Annotated in this window: 15 protein-coding genes and 2 pseudogenes; 9 read left to right on the top strand and 8 right to left on the bottom strand. The window is 32.6% G+C overall.

Translation table 11 applies throughout. From position 1 onward, the window contains the following. The 5 genes and pseudogenes from J3495_RS18225 to J3495_RS18205 form a co-directional block, all read left to right on the top strand. Window positions 1-238, top strand: a pseudogene (locus J3495_RS18225) (site-specific integrase); the annotation flags it as partial. 126 nt (window positions 239-364) lie between these two features. Further along, window positions 365-829 (top strand): N-acetyltransferase, encoded by a 465-nt coding sequence (locus J3495_RS18220; RefSeq protein WP_127340886.1) that lies wholly within the window; start codon window positions 365-367, stop codon window positions 827-829. Then, window positions 826-1,356 (top strand): hypothetical protein, encoded by a 531-nt coding sequence (locus tag J3495_RS18215; RefSeq protein WP_089479996.1) that lies wholly within the window; start codon window positions 826-828, stop codon window positions 1,354-1,356. The genes J3495_RS18220 and J3495_RS18215 overlap by 4 nt, the downstream gene beginning before the upstream one ends. 189 nt (window positions 1,357-1,545) lie before the next feature. Continuing rightward, window positions 1,546-1,747 (top strand): annotated as a pseudogene (locus J3495_RS18210) (RHS repeat-associated core domain-containing protein); the annotation flags it as partial. Between the two features lie 715 nt (window positions 1,748-2,462). Further along, the gene (locus J3495_RS18205) at window positions 2,463-2,924 is read left to right on the top strand and encodes a hypothetical protein (RefSeq protein WP_210668281.1); all 462 of its coding nucleotides are present in this window, start codon (window positions 2,463-2,465) and stop codon (window positions 2,922-2,924) included. Between the two features lie 327 nt (window positions 2,925-3,251). Here J3495_RS18205 and J3495_RS18200 read toward each other — a convergent pair whose 3' ends face one another. After that, window positions 3,252-4,136, bottom strand: a complete 885-nt coding sequence (locus J3495_RS18200; RefSeq protein ID WP_449536208.1) for an IS982 family transposase — start codon at window positions 4,134-4,136, stop codon at window positions 3,252-3,254. A gap of 858 nt (window positions 4,137-4,994) precedes the next feature. On the opposite strand from J3495_RS18200, the gene J3495_RS18195 reads away from it, so the two are divergent. Continuing rightward, complete coding sequence (locus J3495_RS18195) at window positions 4,995-5,282, top strand: transposase (protein ID WP_317192649.1); 288 nt, start codon at window positions 4,995-4,997, stop codon at window positions 5,280-5,282. A 338-nt stretch (window positions 5,283-5,620) separates the two neighbouring features. On the opposite strand, the gene J3495_RS18190 is transcribed toward J3495_RS18195, so the two are convergent. The 5 genes from J3495_RS18190 to J3495_RS18170 all read right to left on the bottom strand — a co-directional run bounded on the left by J3495_RS18190 (window position 5,621) and on the right by J3495_RS18170 (window position 9,910). Continuing rightward, window positions 5,621-6,766: a gluzincin family metallopeptidase gene (locus J3495_RS18190; RefSeq protein WP_210668279.1), complete on the bottom strand. Its 1,146-nt coding sequence runs from the start codon at window positions 6,764-6,766 to the stop codon at window positions 5,621-5,623. Further along, window positions 6,750-7,214 carry a GNAT family N-acetyltransferase gene (locus J3495_RS18185; RefSeq protein WP_210668277.1) on the bottom strand — a complete coding sequence of 155 codons (465 nt, stop codon included), beginning with the start codon at window positions 7,212-7,214 and terminating at the stop codon, window positions 6,750-6,752. The genes J3495_RS18190 and J3495_RS18185 overlap by 17 nt, the downstream gene beginning before the upstream one ends. Beyond that, window positions 7,204-8,475, bottom strand: coding sequence for a TolC family protein (locus J3495_RS18180; protein WP_210668275.1), 1,272 nt, complete (start codon window positions 8,473-8,475; stop codon window positions 7,204-7,206). Before J3495_RS18180 ends, J3495_RS18185 begins: the two co-directional genes overlap by 11 nt. A gap of 299 nt (window positions 8,476-8,774) precedes the next feature. Then, entirely contained in the window at window positions 8,775-9,068 is a 294-nt protein-coding gene (locus tag J3495_RS18175) for a hypothetical protein (protein WP_210668273.1), read from the bottom strand. Between the two features lie 29 nt (window positions 9,069-9,097). Further along, window positions 9,098-9,910, bottom strand: coding sequence for a hypothetical protein (locus tag J3495_RS18170; protein WP_210668272.1), 813 nt, complete (start codon window positions 9,908-9,910; stop codon window positions 9,098-9,100). 298 nt (window positions 9,911-10,208) lie between these two features. Here J3495_RS18170 and J3495_RS18165 point away from each other — a divergent pair, with 298 nt between their 5' ends. The 3 genes from J3495_RS18165 to J3495_RS18155 are packed head-to-tail and all read left to right on the top strand — an operon-like array spanning window position 10,209 to window position 15,266. Continuing rightward, window positions 10,209-11,813, top strand: a complete 1,605-nt coding sequence (locus J3495_RS18165; protein ID WP_210668270.1) for a nucleotidyltransferase domain-containing protein — start codon at window positions 10,209-10,211, stop codon at window positions 11,811-11,813. Continuing rightward, window positions 11,810-13,993: a peptidase domain-containing ABC transporter gene (locus J3495_RS18160; RefSeq protein WP_210668268.1), complete on the top strand. Its 2,184-nt coding sequence runs from the start codon at window positions 11,810-11,812 to the stop codon at window positions 13,991-13,993. The genes J3495_RS18165 and J3495_RS18160 overlap by 4 nt, the downstream gene beginning before the upstream one ends. Beyond that, window positions 13,983-15,266 (top strand): HlyD family secretion protein, encoded by a 1,284-nt coding sequence (locus tag J3495_RS18155; protein ID WP_210668266.1) that lies wholly within the window; start codon window positions 13,983-13,985, stop codon window positions 15,264-15,266. The genes J3495_RS18160 and J3495_RS18155 overlap by 11 nt, the downstream gene beginning before the upstream one ends. Window positions 15,267-15,443: 177 nt before the next feature. On the opposite strand, the gene J3495_RS18150 is transcribed toward J3495_RS18155, so the two are convergent. Further along, window positions 15,444-16,007, bottom strand: a complete 564-nt coding sequence (locus J3495_RS18150; protein WP_210668264.1) for a hypothetical protein — start codon at window positions 16,005-16,007, stop codon at window positions 15,444-15,446. Window positions 16,008-16,679: 672 nt separating this feature from the next. Next, window positions 16,680-16,940 carry a hypothetical protein gene (locus J3495_RS18145; RefSeq protein ID WP_210668262.1) on the bottom strand — a complete coding sequence of 87 codons (261 nt, stop codon included), beginning with the start codon at window positions 16,938-16,940 and terminating at the stop codon, window positions 16,680-16,682. Window positions 16,941-17,129 lie beyond the last annotated feature (189 nt).

Genomic DNA, 17,129 nt, shown 5'->3' with positions numbered 1-17,129 from the left:
AGTCGATAGCATTCATGCAATGATTGCGCCTTTAAGGGGATTGTTTCCAGATCGGAAACTCAATCCGCAGACCATCAGAATGAGCGTTATCTGCAACTGGCTCAATGAGAAAAATATTTCTTTGGAAAAGGTTCAGGAGCTGGCGGGACATAAATGGCCGGGAACTACGGAAAAATATATTAAAGTTAACAGCTCGCATCAGAGAGAAATGATTAACCGCTATTTTCCAAGTTTATGATAGTTATTTTTGGGATGAAAAAGTTTTAATATCGCAGGATTTACTAAGCTAAAAAGAAGTATTAAATAATTTATAAAAAACAAATAATTTACAAATTTGTAAATTATTTGTTTGTATTTTTACATTATGGAAATAACCCATGTGAAGAGTTCGCAAAAGAAAGATGTTGTTATAGAGTTAGTCTCAGAAGAAGACTATCTTTTTATAACAGAGGATGATTACCATTTTGATTGGGAATTAGAAAAAAAGAATGTCGTTTACAAATTGAAGTTTCCGGATGATGATGAAATTTTAGGATTAATGTCCCTTAAGGATATTCCAAGTGAAAGCAGGGTTGAGATAATATTGTTGGCATCGTCTGTTATAAATACTGGAAAGAATAAGATTTATGATGGGATAGCAGGAAATTTGATAGCCTTTGCATGTCGTGAATCAGTTAGGTTGTACGCTGATAATGCTTTTGTTTCTCTGCATCCGAAAACGGAGTTAAAAAGTTACTATATGGCACAATATGGGTTTCAAAATGCCGGAATACAAATCTATCTTGAAAGTACCCCAATGTTTAATTTAATGAATAAATATCAGATATGAAAACTAAAAACATATACGAAAAGTACAGCCTTGAAGAAGTAGCGGATTCGATTGTATTTAAGAATCCTCTATCTGAAAAGGAAGAAAAAGAATCCTCTGCAGAACTAGCGGAAGTTAGAAGAAAAAATAGAGAGAGCCTGACTGAAAATCAAAAATTATATGCTAAAGTTCTGCAATTGCGCTTCTTGATGGAGGATTATGCTAAGTCAGGAGAATATGATAAGAATAGATCATTTGCATCTTTTCTTAAAACTTATATTAAATTTAGCTATAAGGTACAGAAAAAATTTGCTGAGGATATCAATTTAAAACAAACGGAATTAAGTTTAATTTTAAATGAGCATCGCTTGCCCAATGAAAAAACTATTGTACGTTTAGAGATACATTCAGATAATGTAATTCCGGCGTTAAGCTGGTACAGGGTAGTTGAAAAACAAAGAGAATATGAGCTTGAACAAGATATTAAATTTAAACAGGAACAGAAGAAATTCGTGAAAAATCATCTTGAATTTGGAAATGCAGTTTAAATTTATGCTTCATAAACACGTTAGCCCCCATTTTAAATGGGGGCTTTTTTTATAGCTATAAGTGAAAATTTATTAGGAAAATAGTTGAACTAAATCTACTTTCGTATTGTAGAAAAATGTAACCGGACGTTCTTTATATGGAGATTTTTTGCAAGGGGCTGTTTTATATAAAAAAGGTTTACAGAACCCTATAAGTATAAGTACAACGGAAAAGAACTGCAAGACGAGCTGGGGCTTAACTTTTACGACTATGGAGCACGTAATTATGACCCTGCACTTGGTCGATGGATGAATATTGACCCATTAGCAGAAATATCAAGAAGATTTTCTCCATATACTTACGCACTTGATAATCCAGTATTTTTTATTGACCCAGATGGTAGAAAAGCTGAAGCTGGACAATCTGGAAATTATTATGATTGGGATGAAGGAATTTATAAAAATAAAGATACGGGAGAACAAGTTGATGCTAATGTTGCTATTGCAAGCCATACCAATGGTATTGACCCGCCCAAAAAAGGAAGCTCTTGGGGAGATAAATTTAGAAGTATGGCGGACTCAGCCAGTAAATGGGTTGATAATGCTTTTGGTAACGATGCTAGAGAGATGGCAGATAATGCTAGTCAATGGGCAACGGATTATAGTGAAGCTCATTCGAGTATAGGTGCAGGTGATATTTGGGCTAGGCAGATGGAGCCTATCAAAGAGCTTTACGAATTAGGCTTAGGTGCGACGGGTGTAGGAATATCAAATACAAGAAGTTTTGCAAAATTTGCACCAGATGGCTATACTATCGCAGCAGAAAAGTTTGATTATTTCTTTGGAAAAGTTAATTCTTCCCCTGATAATATGAGAAGGTCTTTACAGAATCTAAGTGATTTAAAAGAAATGGGGTTAGCTTCTAAAGGTGCGTTGATAAGAATGTTTAATAAGGCATTTTCTTCAGGAACTGAAATAGGTACGAAGATTACTCCGCATGGAACAACAATAACAAAGCAGGTACAAGTTGGTGAGCATGCGTTAAATGTAGGTTTTTTCTATAAAGCGGGTAATATGGATGCTACTCCAGCTGTAACAACTATTATTCCTAAATTAAAACGTTAAATATGAATATTAAATTTGAAAGAATAAAAAAAGCTGAATTTAAAAATAAGCAAAATTCTATTGTTTTATTCGAGAAAATATCAGATGACAATTTCGGAGAGATTCAATCGAATGGATGTGTTTTTCAATTTGGTTGGAGAGGAGATTTTATTTTGCCTGTTGTAAAAGAGATTGATTCGATGAGATTTGGTTTAGGAGTTGACTTTAATTTTATTATTGTAGATAGTGAAAAAAAAGAAATTATGTATAAAATAGAATTAGATGACTACTTTATTAATTTTATTGTTATCGGTAATGTGATTTATATTGCTTCTGAACTAAAAGTAATTCAACTAGGGATAGATAATTTTGAAATTTTAAATGAGTTTTATTTACCTGAAATATTTGATGATTTTGTTATAACAAATGATTCAATTATAGCTTCATGTATAGACAATCAAACCATCAATTTGAATAACTTTTAGGTAGTGTTTCAAATAGACCCACCAGGAAAGAAAAAACTAAATCAGTCTACTATTGCAACTCTCAATATCGAGCCAAGAATGCAAGGTGGTTTGGCTATGTAGGCCAAGGTTTATACGAAATTGTAACAGCTGGTATCCAATGGTTGGGTGGACAAATTAGTGGCAGTGATGTTCCCCACTGGTGCTCGTTTACAACGAGTACCTACTTAAATTAAAAGACAAAACGTAGCGTTTGCAACGCGGTTAAAGCTAAAAAAAAACAATTAATTAAGAAGTGGCTTTGCTTTTATTGGTTGTTAACAAACTATAGTAACCCGTTGGGTGTAATTAAATGATTTGATTTTTAATATTATTTATTGGTCTGTCAAATATAAATTTATTGACATATTGTATCAATGTTAGTGATGCAATTTTTGCTAATATTCTAGTTTTAAATCCTTCAAAAGTCTTTGCATAATTTCTTCGAATTAAAAATTGGTCGCATAATTGAGAAAATAATGTTTCGATTCTTTTCCTTGATTTTCTGAAAATATATGGTTGTGGTTTATAATTTTTTTGATTGATTCGTTTCGGTGTTTCTAATTTGATATTTACCTTCTGGAATAAATCCAATTGAATAGTTTCTGATAAATATCCTCTGTCTCCAAGAATCACACAATCAGACATTTGTTCTTTTATGTTTTTCAAAAAATTCACATCATGGACTTCTGCTTTTGTAATATCTAATGAATGAAAAACTCCAGTAACTGAACAAACTCCATGAAGTTTATAGCCATAAAACCAACTGTTTTGAGAAGCACAAAACCCTTTTGAAGGTGCAGTTTCAAATTCAGTTTTACAAATTTTGATTCGGTTGTGACGAGAAAATTTACAGATTTCTAACGGCATACTATCAACAATAAAATAGTCTTCAAAATCAAGAAAATTGGATGCTAGTTTAATTCTAATTTCTTCAGAAAATAAAAACAATTTTCTTCTTCTTTTATTAAATTGACTTCGCTCTATCAGATTTGGAATCTCATTAGAACTTAGCTGTTTGAAAAGGGAATTTTCACTGTCAATTGACATGAATTCAGCAGTTAAACTTAATGCAACAACTTCTAAATCAGACATTTTATCTTTTCTTCCAATGCCTGATTTGAATTCTAATTCACAATTCAATGAACTTATAACTTCTAAAACTCTTAGATAATTTTTTACTATATTTGACATAGATATTGTATTGTTTAGCGACATCAAGATGCTGAATTTCAGTATCTTGAGCAATATCTAAGCTCTGTTTTTTACTTCAAATAATTACACCCAACGGGTTATAGTATACTTTTTATTGTTCCTAAACAATTAGTTATTTAATCGTACGTTTCTCCCGCTCCTGAACGCAATATGTCTCGTCCTGAAAAAAGTTTACATATTTGCACTTAATCTTAAAATAGATTTACATTCCCTAGTTGCTGGTCCGAGTAGAAATAATCACAACGGCTAGCGCGATGCCTCTGGCTCGTGCTCACAATTTAAAGTAAACAAAAAAAGGCCAGTCCACATTTCCAGAAATATTCTCCTGAAAAGCTCGTAACTATTTTTGAAATTGATTACGGTCTTTTTCAGGAATAAAACAACTCCAATGATGGGGTTCGTAACCTCATTGACGAGGTTTACAACCCCAATGATGCAGTTCACAACCCCGTTGATGAGGTTTGCAATCCCACTGATGAGGTTCACAACCCCAATGATGCGGTTCACAACCCCGTTGATGGTATTCATAATCCCGTTCCCGGAAGGATTCTTATAATACGCCGTGCAAATTTCTCTCTCTGTGCATCTACAATTAAAACAAAAAAGCCATTCCGTAATCACTGTCTGGCTTTTTGCTTTCTCAACTACCAGCTGAAAAGCAAAAGTGTTGGAAAGAGTATTGGTAACCAGCTCGCCAGCTCGCCAAAGTGTTCTCATGAAAAGCTGCGCAAATGTCTCTGACTTTGCGCAATTTTTTTACATCTAAGGAATTGTATACCTAATAAAAGTCTCCTGACTTTTTACGATTACTTCTAAAGAACAAATACAGTAAGAACAATCATTATTTTAAAAAAAATAAAAATAAAAGAAGGATATACAATTCGGTATCAAAATCTGCCACATTTTATAACACCAACAGTTGTAGGCTGGATTGATGTTTTTACATATCAAGCATGCAGAGATATTGTAATTGAATGTTTAGATTATTGCATTAAAAACAAAGGAATGATTTTGTATGGTTATGCGATTATGAGCAATCACATCCATCTAATAATACAATCTGAACAGGGAAAATTATCAGATTTAGTAAAAGATTTTAAAAAGTTTATTGCAAAAAGTTTCTAGATAAAATTAAAAACAGTCCTGAAAGTAGAAGGGAATGGATGTTTTAACAGTTTTTATAACTCAAAACGTGTGCGTTTTCGTGTTCTTTAGATAAGAGGTCGTGTATTTTAGGCATAAAAAAACGGTTTTAAATCACTCTAAAACCGTTTAACTTATTGTTTCTTAAAAACTTAACCATTTGTAGCCCTAACGGGAGAATTCTCGAACCATTTTAGGGCTGATTTACAAAAAATAAATAGTACATATTCTTAAAATACTTTGATTTTAAGAATATGTGGTAAGGATTTGGTAGTCTCTAATAGGTTAATAACCAAGTGTGCCTTTTTTTGCTTTGTAAGCTAGTTTAATTTTTTTTCATATGTATTTTTTATTTTGATGCCCAGCTTTTGCAGAAGTTCATTTCCCTCTTTTTCATTCACAAAAGAGCTTTTTTTATTTTTATAAAAATTAATTAAAATATTCTCCGCCTTATCATTTTCCATAAGCATCAGTGGTACCAGATCATAGCAGTACGTGTTGTATGTAGTTTGATCATTTATTTTGGCAAAAGATAAATCGTAATTTTTGATCTCATTAATGTTTTTGCGTTTAGCTGCCATAATCTGGTTTAAATACTTATCATCTGCTTCTTTCATAAGATATTTTAAAGTGAAGTATTCGGTGAATGCCTCCGTTAAGACTGGGTTTTCAAAACGTATTGAATTATCCCCCCACCACATATGCAAAATTTCATGTATCAATATCCTCTTGTTAAAATAATCATTTTTTAGAAACTTTTCATTTAAGGCTAGCGCTCCATATATATTTTTACCTGCAAGATTTCCCTGAAATGGCATGAAAACTATTTTTGGGTTTTTACTTACTGGTTCAAAAATCTGCTGAAAATTTTCAAATGATTTGGCTATAATATCAATAATCTGATACTTTCTTTTTTGATTTTCAGGAAGGACTTTCCTCTGGTAAATTTTGTACTCTTTGTATAATTCTTCTTTGAAATCCCCCGCAATAACGGGAGGAGCAGCATAAAAAGTCTGCTCTAAATCTTCTTTCGCAGGGTATATGAGCGTTAGGCCGGAAGGAAGCGCAATATTGAGAACAATTTTCTTTTTTGAATTAAAAGTACTTTTTTCTATTGCGAGGTAATTCTCAGCAATAAAAAATACCGATTCCTTTAAAAAGAAATTATCGTAATGCGCAGTGGGCAGGTTTATGGAATATTCCAGTCTGCCGGCAGATTTTAAATACTGCCGGTAAATACCTCTGTATAAATCTTTTTTGTCTTTCAATGACTGCTCATTACTGCCAATAAAGGAAATGTTTTTGTGAAGAAGAAGTGTGTCTTTTTGCGTTATCCCACTGATATTTTCGCTTACATTGATAGAGCCTGCAGTATTAATTTTTAGATTAACTTTAATTTCCTGGGAATTTCCAGGGATGAAATGAAACAGAACAAACAGAGAAATTATTTTACATATATTTTTCATAAACAGTGTATTTAGGTTTATAATCGACTTTTTCAGGTAAAGTCTCATCGTTGAAACTGTAGACACGTAATTCTAACTTATCGATACCTTTAGAAATTAATCGCTGCTCCATATCTGTCATTAACTGCCTTCCTATGCCATTTCTCTTTTGCTCTTCATGTACAGCAACATACAGTACTTCCCCGATTACCGAATCTTTAAAAATAAAATTATTCCGAACCTGTGTTATTTTAGCCAATGCAAAGCCTACCACTAAAGTGTTTACTTCAGCAACACTCAATATTAAATTGCTCTCTTCATTGAATACATTAGTAAAGAGAATGTTATAGCGGTCCAGGTGAATTTGCTTTTTTACATCCATACTGTTCCTGGCGTGTTTGGCATCAAGTTCCTTAAATAATGGCAATATTGAAAGGCAGTCTTCTTTTTTGGCTAATCTAATTTTCATTTTTAAGTATATCTATTAAAGTAATAAGTTCAATTTCAGTAATTTTTTCATAGCAGTTTTTTAGAATATCAATACGTTCACTGACTGTATTAAAATATTCATTTTCAATCTCTGAGTATTCTTTGAGCAGAATATTATGAGCAAACAGGAGCGTTTCCATCCTTTTTAATTTTATTGTGAGAAGTTTCAGTCGATCTTCTTCAATTGCCAGCGATTCGGAAAGATCCTTTACTTCTTCATATAGAAAGTTAATCCGGTCAAGAGTTAAGAGTTTTTCCTGTTTTAAGTTTGATGTTTCAATATCATACTGAGTTCTGCTGATTTCAAGCTCAGTGCGTTTTCTGCCAAAATCCAATAGGGGAACACTTAAAGAAATTGAAAAATTCTGGCTCTGATTTGGATTCTGGAAAATGTCGTAGTAATAATTAGATGCATTATTAAATCCTGCGCCTATAGTTACATTAGCAGAGTAAAATCTACTACTTTCAAGCCTTTTTACGCTTTTCTCAAGTCCCAGCAGACGGCTGTTTTCCATAACCGCAAAAAGCTCTAAGTAACGGTCCATATAATATTGTTTGTCTTTTAAATCAAGCTGGAGTTTCGGGGTTTCAAAATAATCATTATCATTAATGATCTTGGAATTGAAAAAATGATTGATGCTCTCCGTTTTCAAACTTTCTGATTTACTTAAAAAGCGGGATCTTTTCTGAAGGTCTAATACTTTTAATTCTATATCTATGGAATCATAAGCAATTAATCTTCCGGCATTAATGAGTTTTTTGAAAACTTTTTTATAGATGTCTGCCGTTTGTAGAGCCTTATCATTAATAATTTTTTCATTCTTTATCTCAAGTATTTGAAAATACTCTTCAACGGCTTTCTTTTTCACTTCGATCTGTACTCTTTTATATTCAATTTCGTTACCTTTATATCTGGCATGCTGTATTCTTTGATCCCATTTCATATCGTTAAAAAAGTTTAAAGGCTGTGATAGACTTATCCCTAGCCACGAAGCAGAATAGGAGGTCGTTACATCGCCCTGGTCAAAATTGTCCAGACGATTAAAAGAATTTGTTACTGAAAGCTGTCCCCCTGTAAAGGGAAGCTTCTGAGATACCGTCAGATTCACACGTGAGTTGGCATTGTTAGATTCTCTAAAGGCGTAGGTCCCATCTGGCTGCAGAATTTCGGAAATAGACCTGTTATAAGAAGGAAGGGTAAAGCCAAGTGAAACATCTGGAAGAAAACTTTTATTAAACAAACTGTTTTCTTTAATTTTTATGCTTTGATTTTTGTTAATATTTGAGATTTCAGTGGAACTGTATATATTATTTATAAAATCGTTTACCCTGTAAGTTCGCTGTGGATATAATAGTTGGGAACAAAAAAATATACTGATGAAAATTATTTTAGAATTCATTATTTCTTTAAGAGAAAAAGGCAGGACTTTTATCCTGCCTTTTATATGTCAAGACATTTGAACAGCAGTAAAATACACACTATTGCAGCGGTCTAAATTGTTAATTGCGAATTTTGACTCAAAACCTACGAAGTTATATACTATTTTTTGTTCTTTTTTTTTTGAACGTTATAAGTTATATATCCTAGCAATACAGCTACAGGAATTAATGTAAAAGGAGCAAAAGTTCTGGAAGTATCATGTGCAACTTTTTCCATAGCTTTTTGCTGTTGTTCTGACATTTCATTTTCCGTAAAAAAACCATCTTGGTTTAGATCAAATTTCGAAAGTTCCTTTTTATAACGGTTTCCATTAAAAATTACTATCGAATTTAAAATAAGATAAGATAGTAAAGTAATTAAAACAGCAGTTTTTAAAGGAGTGAAGAATTTCATGTTTTATTTTGTTTTTGATAATTTTGAATTTAGTAACCATACTGGTAGCCAGAACCTCCGCCTTCGTAATCATATTCAGGAGTGGTGCCAGCCTCGTAGTTGTAAATAGTACCGCTAGCGCCTTCATCCCAGTTTCCAACAATCTCGAACGGTGTTCCGGTCGGATCCCACGAACCTTCAAAACTATTAAAAAGATCCCACGGGTCTTCGAATGAATCATGAAAATCAATATTTACATTTGCTGACCATGTAATATCGCCAACACTGTCAACTGTGAAACTTCCCTGTGCATTACCATTAATTGTTGCGGCCCCTATGGCAAAAGCATCACCTGTAAAGTCGTAAGCATTATTGAAGTTATACTGCACAGGTCCGCTTGAATTAGTCTGAATGCCGTGAGATTGAATGTATGAAATAATTGAAGCTTCAATTTGAGCATTCACTCTTCCCATCATGTCTGTGTATTCGTCGCTTTCTCTTATGTCATCTATAAATCCAATTTCATCTAAAGAAACTGCTTCACCGTTTCCATTATTGTAGTGATTGAAAAATTGGTTAATACTCCATTCCATTTCACTTTCTGAAGGAAGATCAGTGCCTCCTCCTCCTCCTCCATAATTGTCTCCGCCGCCTTGGTATCCGTCATTACCGCTGCCATATCCCCAGTCAAATCCGCCGCCTCCGCCAGAGTCGCCGCCAGAACTGCCGCCGTTTCCAGGTCCAATAATCACTTCGTCGAGTTCTCCTCCGTAATAAGTATTATCAGATTGCCCGCTTCCCCATGCGCCAAAAATACTCTGTTGAATTTCTTTTGAAATTTCTGGAAATTTTAAATTTTTCATAATATATATAAATGTGGATTAATTCAAAATATATTTCTTACAAAATATGCTAATGAAACATGCTGTAATTATATTGCTTTTAAAATAAAAACCTTGTTAAAAGAATCGTGGCAAATATAAATATTCAATTTAAAATTATTCAATGTGAATGTTAATTTAAATTTAATTATCCATTAATATTGCAATGATATAATTTAACTTGCTTTGTATTTTATTTGTATTAAATTTGCAAAATTAAGAAAAAAAATATTTAAAATATTAAAATAACATTGATAAACTTACTAATATAGATAATACTTTGAATATTAAGGCAAAAGAAGATAAAAAAATACGAAATAATATTTTGTTTTTTTTAAATGAATACTATCAAAATAATTATGCATGCATATTATCAGGAAGTTATGTGGATGGAAAATATAACGAATATTCTGATATAGATGTGTTAATTTTCACCAAAGACAGAGCTGTGGTTTTTAATGAAACGCTGTCCTACAAAAATTTAAAAATTCAAGCGATCATAATCCCCGTTCAAAATATCCAGGAACTGTTGTGGGTGGACTATATTACCTGTAAGGGGGCTTTTATAAATATGATTTCTAAAGGAAAAATTATATTTGATACTGCAAATTTTTTATCCGATCTTCAGTCGCATGCCGCAGAACTTCAAAACCAGGGAGGAAGACTTTTGTCAAGTCATGAAATTTACATGATGAGAGTAAAAATAACCTCTTTGCTGATGGATATAAAAGGTGGGCATGATTTAAATGAGCTAACATTTTCGATAGCATCAGCACTGGATCTGTTGACGGAACTTAAGCTTAAATTTGCTGGAAGCTGGTGCGGGGACGGCAAGTACAGGGCAAGGCATATCCAAGCGCTGGATCCCTTGTTTTATAATGAGATGAATAATGCAATGTATGAAATCTATGCAAATAAGGATAAAACGCCATTAGTAAAGGTAATAGAAAAAGAATTGAATGTTCATGGAGGATTGATTTCATACTACTCTAAGGCAAATACTCTTTCAAGTGTGGCTCATAATTATATAGTGATCGAGATCAATACGGAGAACAAACTCGATATACTTAAGATTAAAAATACAGTCAAAATTCTAAGTGAATTTATTCAAAGCATAACAACGCACCATTTGAAGTACTATTTTTTTTCTTCAAATGCTGTTGAGACCAATAAAAGAGAACCTAACATCTACATGGTCATTGATGCTGATATGCACTTTATAAATGATTATTTAATTGACCGCTTAAATTTTCTGGTGCACAACAAACCTGGAATTTCAAGAGTATTATTCCCCTTTCAATTTGATACGCGTTTTAAATTCTCCAGTGATGATCTTTACAGTTTTATCGCTCCTTTGTTTTATAAAACATCTTGGTTTACCATTGAAAACAATCATAATGTTCTCAGTCCTTCTTTTCAGCTTGATTTTTCCATCCAGTTAATGAAACAGATTAAATTGCTGTGGTTTGCAAATGATAATCAACAATTTGTTTCATTTTTAGATTATCTCCTGGAGTCATGGCTGGTTTTAAGCTATGATGACGGAACAGTATCCACAACTTTAAAACTTCTTCATAATAAAAACATTGTTTTGGATAAATTCAATTCGATGTTTTTAGATCAGAAAACGGTGCTTTGTAAAACTTATAAATCAAAGTGTTCCTTTGATAAAGATTTTTTGGTACTATTAAAAAGCATTCCCCAAGCTCCAGGCATAGAAACTATTCCCGCGTTTAAAACTTATCTTTTGGAAAAAAATACACTGGAGTACAAAAAAATTAGTTTATTTAAAGAAGTTCTTTTCAGGGTTTTATCTGTAAATCTTATTGACAGCCGTTTTGCAGCGTACGTTCCCTTTGTAATTAAAAAGATTGTATTAAAATGATTGATAATTTTCCTCATTACCCTCAACATAATCAATTTAGCTGCGGTCCAACCTGTCTAAAAATTATTGCAAAACATTACAGTAAAATTATTGATATTAATCCCTACAGCAAAAAACTCAATGAAAAGGGCCTGTCAATTTATGAACTTTGCGTAGCTGCTGAAAATTTAGGTTTTAGGGTTTCTGCACATGATCTATCATTGGAGAACCTGAAAACTGTTAAAAAACCAGTAATACTTTACTGGAATAAAAATCATTACTTGGTTTTATATCAAATAAAAAATGATGTATATTATATTTCGGATCCCGCGGCCGGATTACAGCAGTACAGCCAAGCAGATTTCACAAGCAGATGGTTGGATGGACCAGAGACGGGAAAGGTAATTTTGATCGAACCTGCTGAAAAATTTGCTCAACATAAAAATAATAAATCAAATTATTTAGCTGCTTTAGAATTTTTATTAAGACATCTGTCTCCGTATAAGAAAAATCTGCTACAGTTGCTGCTGGTAATGATTATAATTGCGCTGGTTTATGCATCTCTGCCCTTTATTACAAGATCTATAATTGATGTGGGAATTGCCGGAAACGATTTTAATTTTATAACAATTGTACTGGCAGCAAATGTTTCGCTGCTTATTTTCAGAAGTGTGGGCGAATGGATCAGAGCCTCTATTTCACTTCATATAGCAAGCCGCATTAAGATTTCAATTATAACAGATTATTTAATTAAGGTATTTTCCCTTCCCGTGAATTTTATAGAAAGCATGCTTATGGGAGACATTATCCAGCGCTCTAAAGATCAGGAAAGAATACAGCAGTTTGTTTCAAATTCAGCTATTTCTGTTGTAATGTCCCTGATAATACTGAGCATATACAGTGTGATTCTTTTTACATTTGATTATGCACTTTTTTTTCTTTTTTTCTCTGCCACATTACTATATATAGGGTGGATTATGATTTTTTACGGAGTACGAAAAAAGATGGATTTAAAATATTATCAGCTTCAGGGACAGAACCAGAGTTCATGGATTGAAATACTACGAAACTTTGAAGATATCAAGCTCAATAATTATTCATTAACAAAAAGATGGAAATGGGAGAAAGTTCAAAGCCAAATATATAGGTCAGAAATAAAACTGCTTAATATTGACAGGCTCCAGCAATTAGGAGCGGATTTTATCAATGGTATAAAAGACATCAGTTTAACTTTTTACGGAGCTTATTTAGTGATTCAGGGAGATCTTACCCTTGGAACACTTATATCAATTCAGTTTATAATCGGACAGCTAGGCTCGCCGGTTATGGAGCTTATAAATTTTATTAAAACGGCTCAGTCTGCATTTATAAGTTTCACAAGAGTAAATGAAATTAATAACATGCCCGATGAACAAATAAAATCGGAGTCCTTAATCAACAGCTTTGATGCAAATAATAACGATATTGTTTTTAAGAATGTGTCTTACAGGTATCCAGGTTCTGATAAACCTGTTTTGAATAATGTGTCTTTTTCTATTCCTGAAAATAAAATAACTGCTTTTGTGGGTGTCAGCGGGTGCGGAAAAAGCACCATTTTAAAATTAATTACTAAAATACATGAAGAATACCAGGGTCAGATCTATATTGGAAAAAATAATCTAAGAAGTTTTGATAATGATTATCTTAGAAAAAAAACGGGCGCCGTTTTTCAGGAGAGCACACTATATAAAGATTCAGTTCTCAACAATATCGTATTATCCGAAGAGAAGGACTTCAATGTAGAACTGGTAGAAAAAGTGCTGACCTGGGTAAATCTCAAAAATGAGCTTTATAAACTTCCTCAGGCGCTTCATACAGAACTTAATGAAGGAGGAAAAGGGCTTAGCCATGGACAGAAACAGCGCCTGCTGCTGGCTAGAGCGATGTATAAGAGGCCAAAAATTTTAATTTTGGATGAGGCAACCAATGCAATTGACTCCATAAGCGAGAACCGAATATTAGATATTTTTGTTAACAGTATGAAAAACCAGACCATTCTGCTTGTTGCCCATAAGTTATCAACGATAAAATGTGCAGATCAGATTGTTGTGATAAATAATGGAACTGTCGTGGAGATCGGCTCTTTTGAGCAGTTAGTTAAAAATAAAAAATTCTTTTATAAACTTTTTGAAGATCAAATACCTAAAGATAATGAGCAGTAAGATTACTAAATACGCTTCCGAAGAACTTCAGGAAATATCTTTGGTCAGCAATGTTAAGAGCTATAGAAACGTCCTGATATTTGTGATCTCTTTTATAATACTTGCTGTTAGCATTGCAGCGATTATAAAATATCCGGAAAAGATTATCGGAAGTGCCTATATTGTAACAGAGTCGCAAATAAATAATATTTATGCTCCGAGCAATGGAGAAATTGATATTCTGGTTAAAGAAAATACCACAGTGGAAAACGGGCAGCTTTTAGCGCTTATTAAAAACCCCACTAACTATAATGACCTCATAAAATTAAAAAAACAGCTGGGACAGATTGATGTTAATAATATGGAGCGGAACATCTATGATTTTAAATTTGAGAAAGGGTTGAAACTGGGTGAAATCGAGAAATATTATTATAATTTTCTTCTGGCTTTAACAGAATGCAGCAGTGTGCTAAAAATCGATATTTCAAGTCAAAAGATTGAAAATATAGCTGGTAAAATAGGACGAAATAATGAAAAATTAAAAACGTCCTATTTAGAGAGAAAAATCTATGATAAGAAAAATAATATGATTCAGAGTTCGTTTGAAATTGATTCTTCTCTATATGCCATGAATGCCATTGTAAGGGAAAAAATCGATCAGTCTAAATTCAATATCTTAGACTCTAAGGAGAAAGAACTCTCCATTGTTAAAAAGGGGCAGGAACTTATGCACTATAACAAAGAACTAAAAGACGATATATTACTGCTGCAGAAGGAAAAGGAGCGTGACGTGGCTACTGTAATATTTGGACTCAAAAAAGCCTTTTTTGAATTGAAAACGGCCATAGATTTTTGGGAGCATACCTATGCTGTAAAAGCAACTGTATCGGGGAAAATTGAATTTTATCAGCCCTTTCTTAATTCTACACAGTATGTAAAGAAGGAAACACCTTTGTTTATTCTTCTTCCTAAGGCTGCTAATTTATATGCAAAAGGAATAATGTCTGCCAACGGTTATGGTAAAATTAAAATTAAAGATACGGTGTATATTAAATTAAAAGATTTTCCATATGAAGAGTATGGTGAACTTACCGGTACTGTCCGCAATAAATCAAAAGTGTATCATGACTCGATATATCTGATTGATATAATGCTACCCAAAGGTTTAAAAACCAATCATGATAAAACAATTGATTTCTCTTATAATATGGCAGGTGAAGTGGAATACTACACAAATAAGAGAAGTGTGTTGCAAAGGATTTTTAATGATATTCAAAATTCGATTGAAAAATAAAAACAATATTAACCGGCATTATAGGGTCAGCTTTTGGAATTCACTGCTTTTCACACGAAACTTTTATAAAAAAGAGTTCCATATAAGGAATTTTCAATAAATATGAGGGTTTAAACGAATAACTAAAATAAAGAAAAGCCTTTCTTTGGAGATAATCCAGAAGAAAGGCTTTTTGATTTAGTGACTGCAGGCTTTACATTTATTTTGTTGGTTTGTCTTTATTCGTTCTGCTTTTTGCTGTGCAAAATGAGTTTTATAGTTGCTAAAAGTTATCGGTTTACCGCCAAAAGTTTCTTTTGGAGTATTACCTTGTAATGAAAATTGAGGTCTGACGGTATTGTAAGTATGAACATCTTCTGATAAAGCATCTTCTATTGGAATGGTTTCTTTAACCAATTCGATAACGTTTACGACTTTTTCTTTATGTTTGCTGATATGTTTTTTTATTGACTTGAAGCTTTCTAAAATTACGTGGTAGGTCTCAGATAATTTGAAATAAGCATTGATAATTTTTTTGCTTTTATTTGAAGTTCCAATGCGCTTTATTAGTTCTAATTCTTCTTTTATGAACGCATAAATTTCACACCCTAAATATTTATCATCAGATTCCTGTTTCCAACGATGCTTGTTTGTTTTTGAAATTCTTGATTTTAATTCCTCGGGGATATTGTCATATAACCCATTTCTAATATAGTGTTTAACATTAGTATCCCATGAATTACGATTGATTGAAGAGATCATAAAATATTTGATAGCTAATTTTTAAAAATAAGCAGTAAAAATAGAACTCTTTTGATTCGTTTGAATTAAAGATTTCTTGAAATTTTATTTTGAAATTCTCAGGCTCTAAATCTTTCAATTTCACTGCCCCACGAGCCCCGAGTATAGAGCAGTAAAAAGCTGTTGTTTAACAACAGGACATCTTGCAGATTGCAGGAACGTGGCAATCTTTGAGACATTTAAAAGGCAAGCACTAAATTAAATAGATTATTTGAGATTAGACTAATATGGACATATTTCGACCATGAGACTCAATTCGATTAATCGGCAGAGTGGCTATTTTTGTTTCAATAAATTGCTTTCGAAAAGAAAAAGGAAAAAAAGAAAGCAGTTTAAAATGGGACATTCAGGCAATGGAAGTGCTATAAGTCCCGAAGGGTGACAGGGCGAGGAACGAGGCTTGTCATTATGCGCACTTCGCTTGCCTGAATGTCCCATAACTTGGCTTGCTTTTTATTCTTTTGGAAGGATTTTTAAACGTCTTTTTTAAAGTCATTAGTTCTTAAAAGAAAAAGAAAAAATGCAAAAAAATAAGTGTGTTTTTTCAAACAATAAAACTTTTAGAGTTCACAAATTCCGGAGTGTTCTATGAAGATTTTTGCGGATGATCTAAAACATAAATATGATCTAAAATTATTTTTTCAAAGTATTAAGTAAAGTAATTGTATCGGTTAGATTATTTATTGAGATATAATCTAACACAAAATCCTCAGCTTCTTTTTTGTGGTCAGCAGAAGTGGAAAATGAGTTGAGATAAAAGTCTTCATTTTCATCTGCAATGTGAATAATTTCAGTGTAGCCTTTAGTAATTAAAGAACCTTTTAGTTTTAGTACTTTAAGTTCATTATCTCTGTCGATTTCCTTCTTTACTCGGAGCTTTATAGTTTTAGTCATTGTTAGTTTTTTGGTAATATAATAAAGCAAATAATGTTCCAAAATAAACAAAGAGACTCGAATGGACTTGCAACAAAAAGTGGGACAAATTTTCTAAGACCTATGCTACACTTTTAATTTTATAAAATTCTAGTTCGATTTCTTTAGGTGTTTTATATCCCAAAGAAGAATGCAGACGTTTTCTATTAT

The organism is Flavobacterium geliluteum (assembly GCF_017948595.1).
Lineage (GTDB): Bacteria > Bacteroidota > Bacteroidia > Flavobacteriales > Flavobacteriaceae > Flavobacterium > Flavobacterium flavipigmentatum.
The sequence above is the reverse complement of the archived record's forward strand: the minus strand, read 5'-3'. Positions and strand labels throughout refer to the sequence as shown.

Bases quoted from the DNA above. Each gene is read 5' to 3' on its own strand.
- J3495_RS18155 (WP_210668266.1), top strand. From the start codon at position 13,983: ATGAGCAGTAAGATTACTAAATACGCTTCCGAAGAACTTCAGGAAATA.
- J3495_RS18220 (WP_127340886.1), top strand. From the start codon at position 365: ATGGAAATAACCCATGTGAAGAGTTCGCAAAAGAAAGATGTTGTTATA.
- J3495_RS18175 (WP_210668273.1), bottom strand. From the start codon at position 9,068: ATGAAATTCTTCACTCCTTTAAAAACTGCTGTTTTAATTACTTTACTA.
- J3495_RS18200 (WP_449536208.1), bottom strand. From the start codon at position 4,136: ATGTCAAATATAGTAAAAAATTATCTAAGAGTTTTAGAAGTTATAAGT.
- J3495_RS18190 (WP_210668279.1), bottom strand. From the start codon at position 6,766: ATGAAAAATATATGTAAAATAATTTCTCTGTTTGTTCTGTTTCATTTC.
- J3495_RS18145 (WP_210668262.1), bottom strand. From the start codon at position 16,940: ATGACTAAAACTATAAAGCTCCGAGTAAAGAAGGAAATCGACAGAGAT.
- J3495_RS18160 (WP_210668268.1), top strand. From the start codon at position 11,810: ATGATTGATAATTTTCCTCATTACCCTCAACATAATCAATTTAGCTGC.
- J3495_RS18185 (WP_210668277.1), bottom strand. From the start codon at position 7,214: ATGAAAATTAGATTAGCCAAAAAAGAAGACTGCCTTTCAATATTGCCA.
- J3495_RS18170 (WP_210668272.1), bottom strand. From the start codon at position 9,910: ATGAAAAATTTAAAATTTCCAGAAATTTCAAAAGAAATTCAACAGAGT.
- J3495_RS18215 (WP_089479996.1), top strand. From the start codon at position 826: ATGAAAACTAAAAACATATACGAAAAGTACAGCCTTGAAGAAGTAGCG.
- J3495_RS18150 (WP_210668264.1), bottom strand. From the start codon at position 16,007: ATGATCTCTTCAATCAATCGTAATTCATGGGATACTAATGTTAAACAC.
- J3495_RS18205 (WP_210668281.1), top strand. From the start codon at position 2,463: ATGAATATTAAATTTGAAAGAATAAAAAAAGCTGAATTTAAAAATAAG.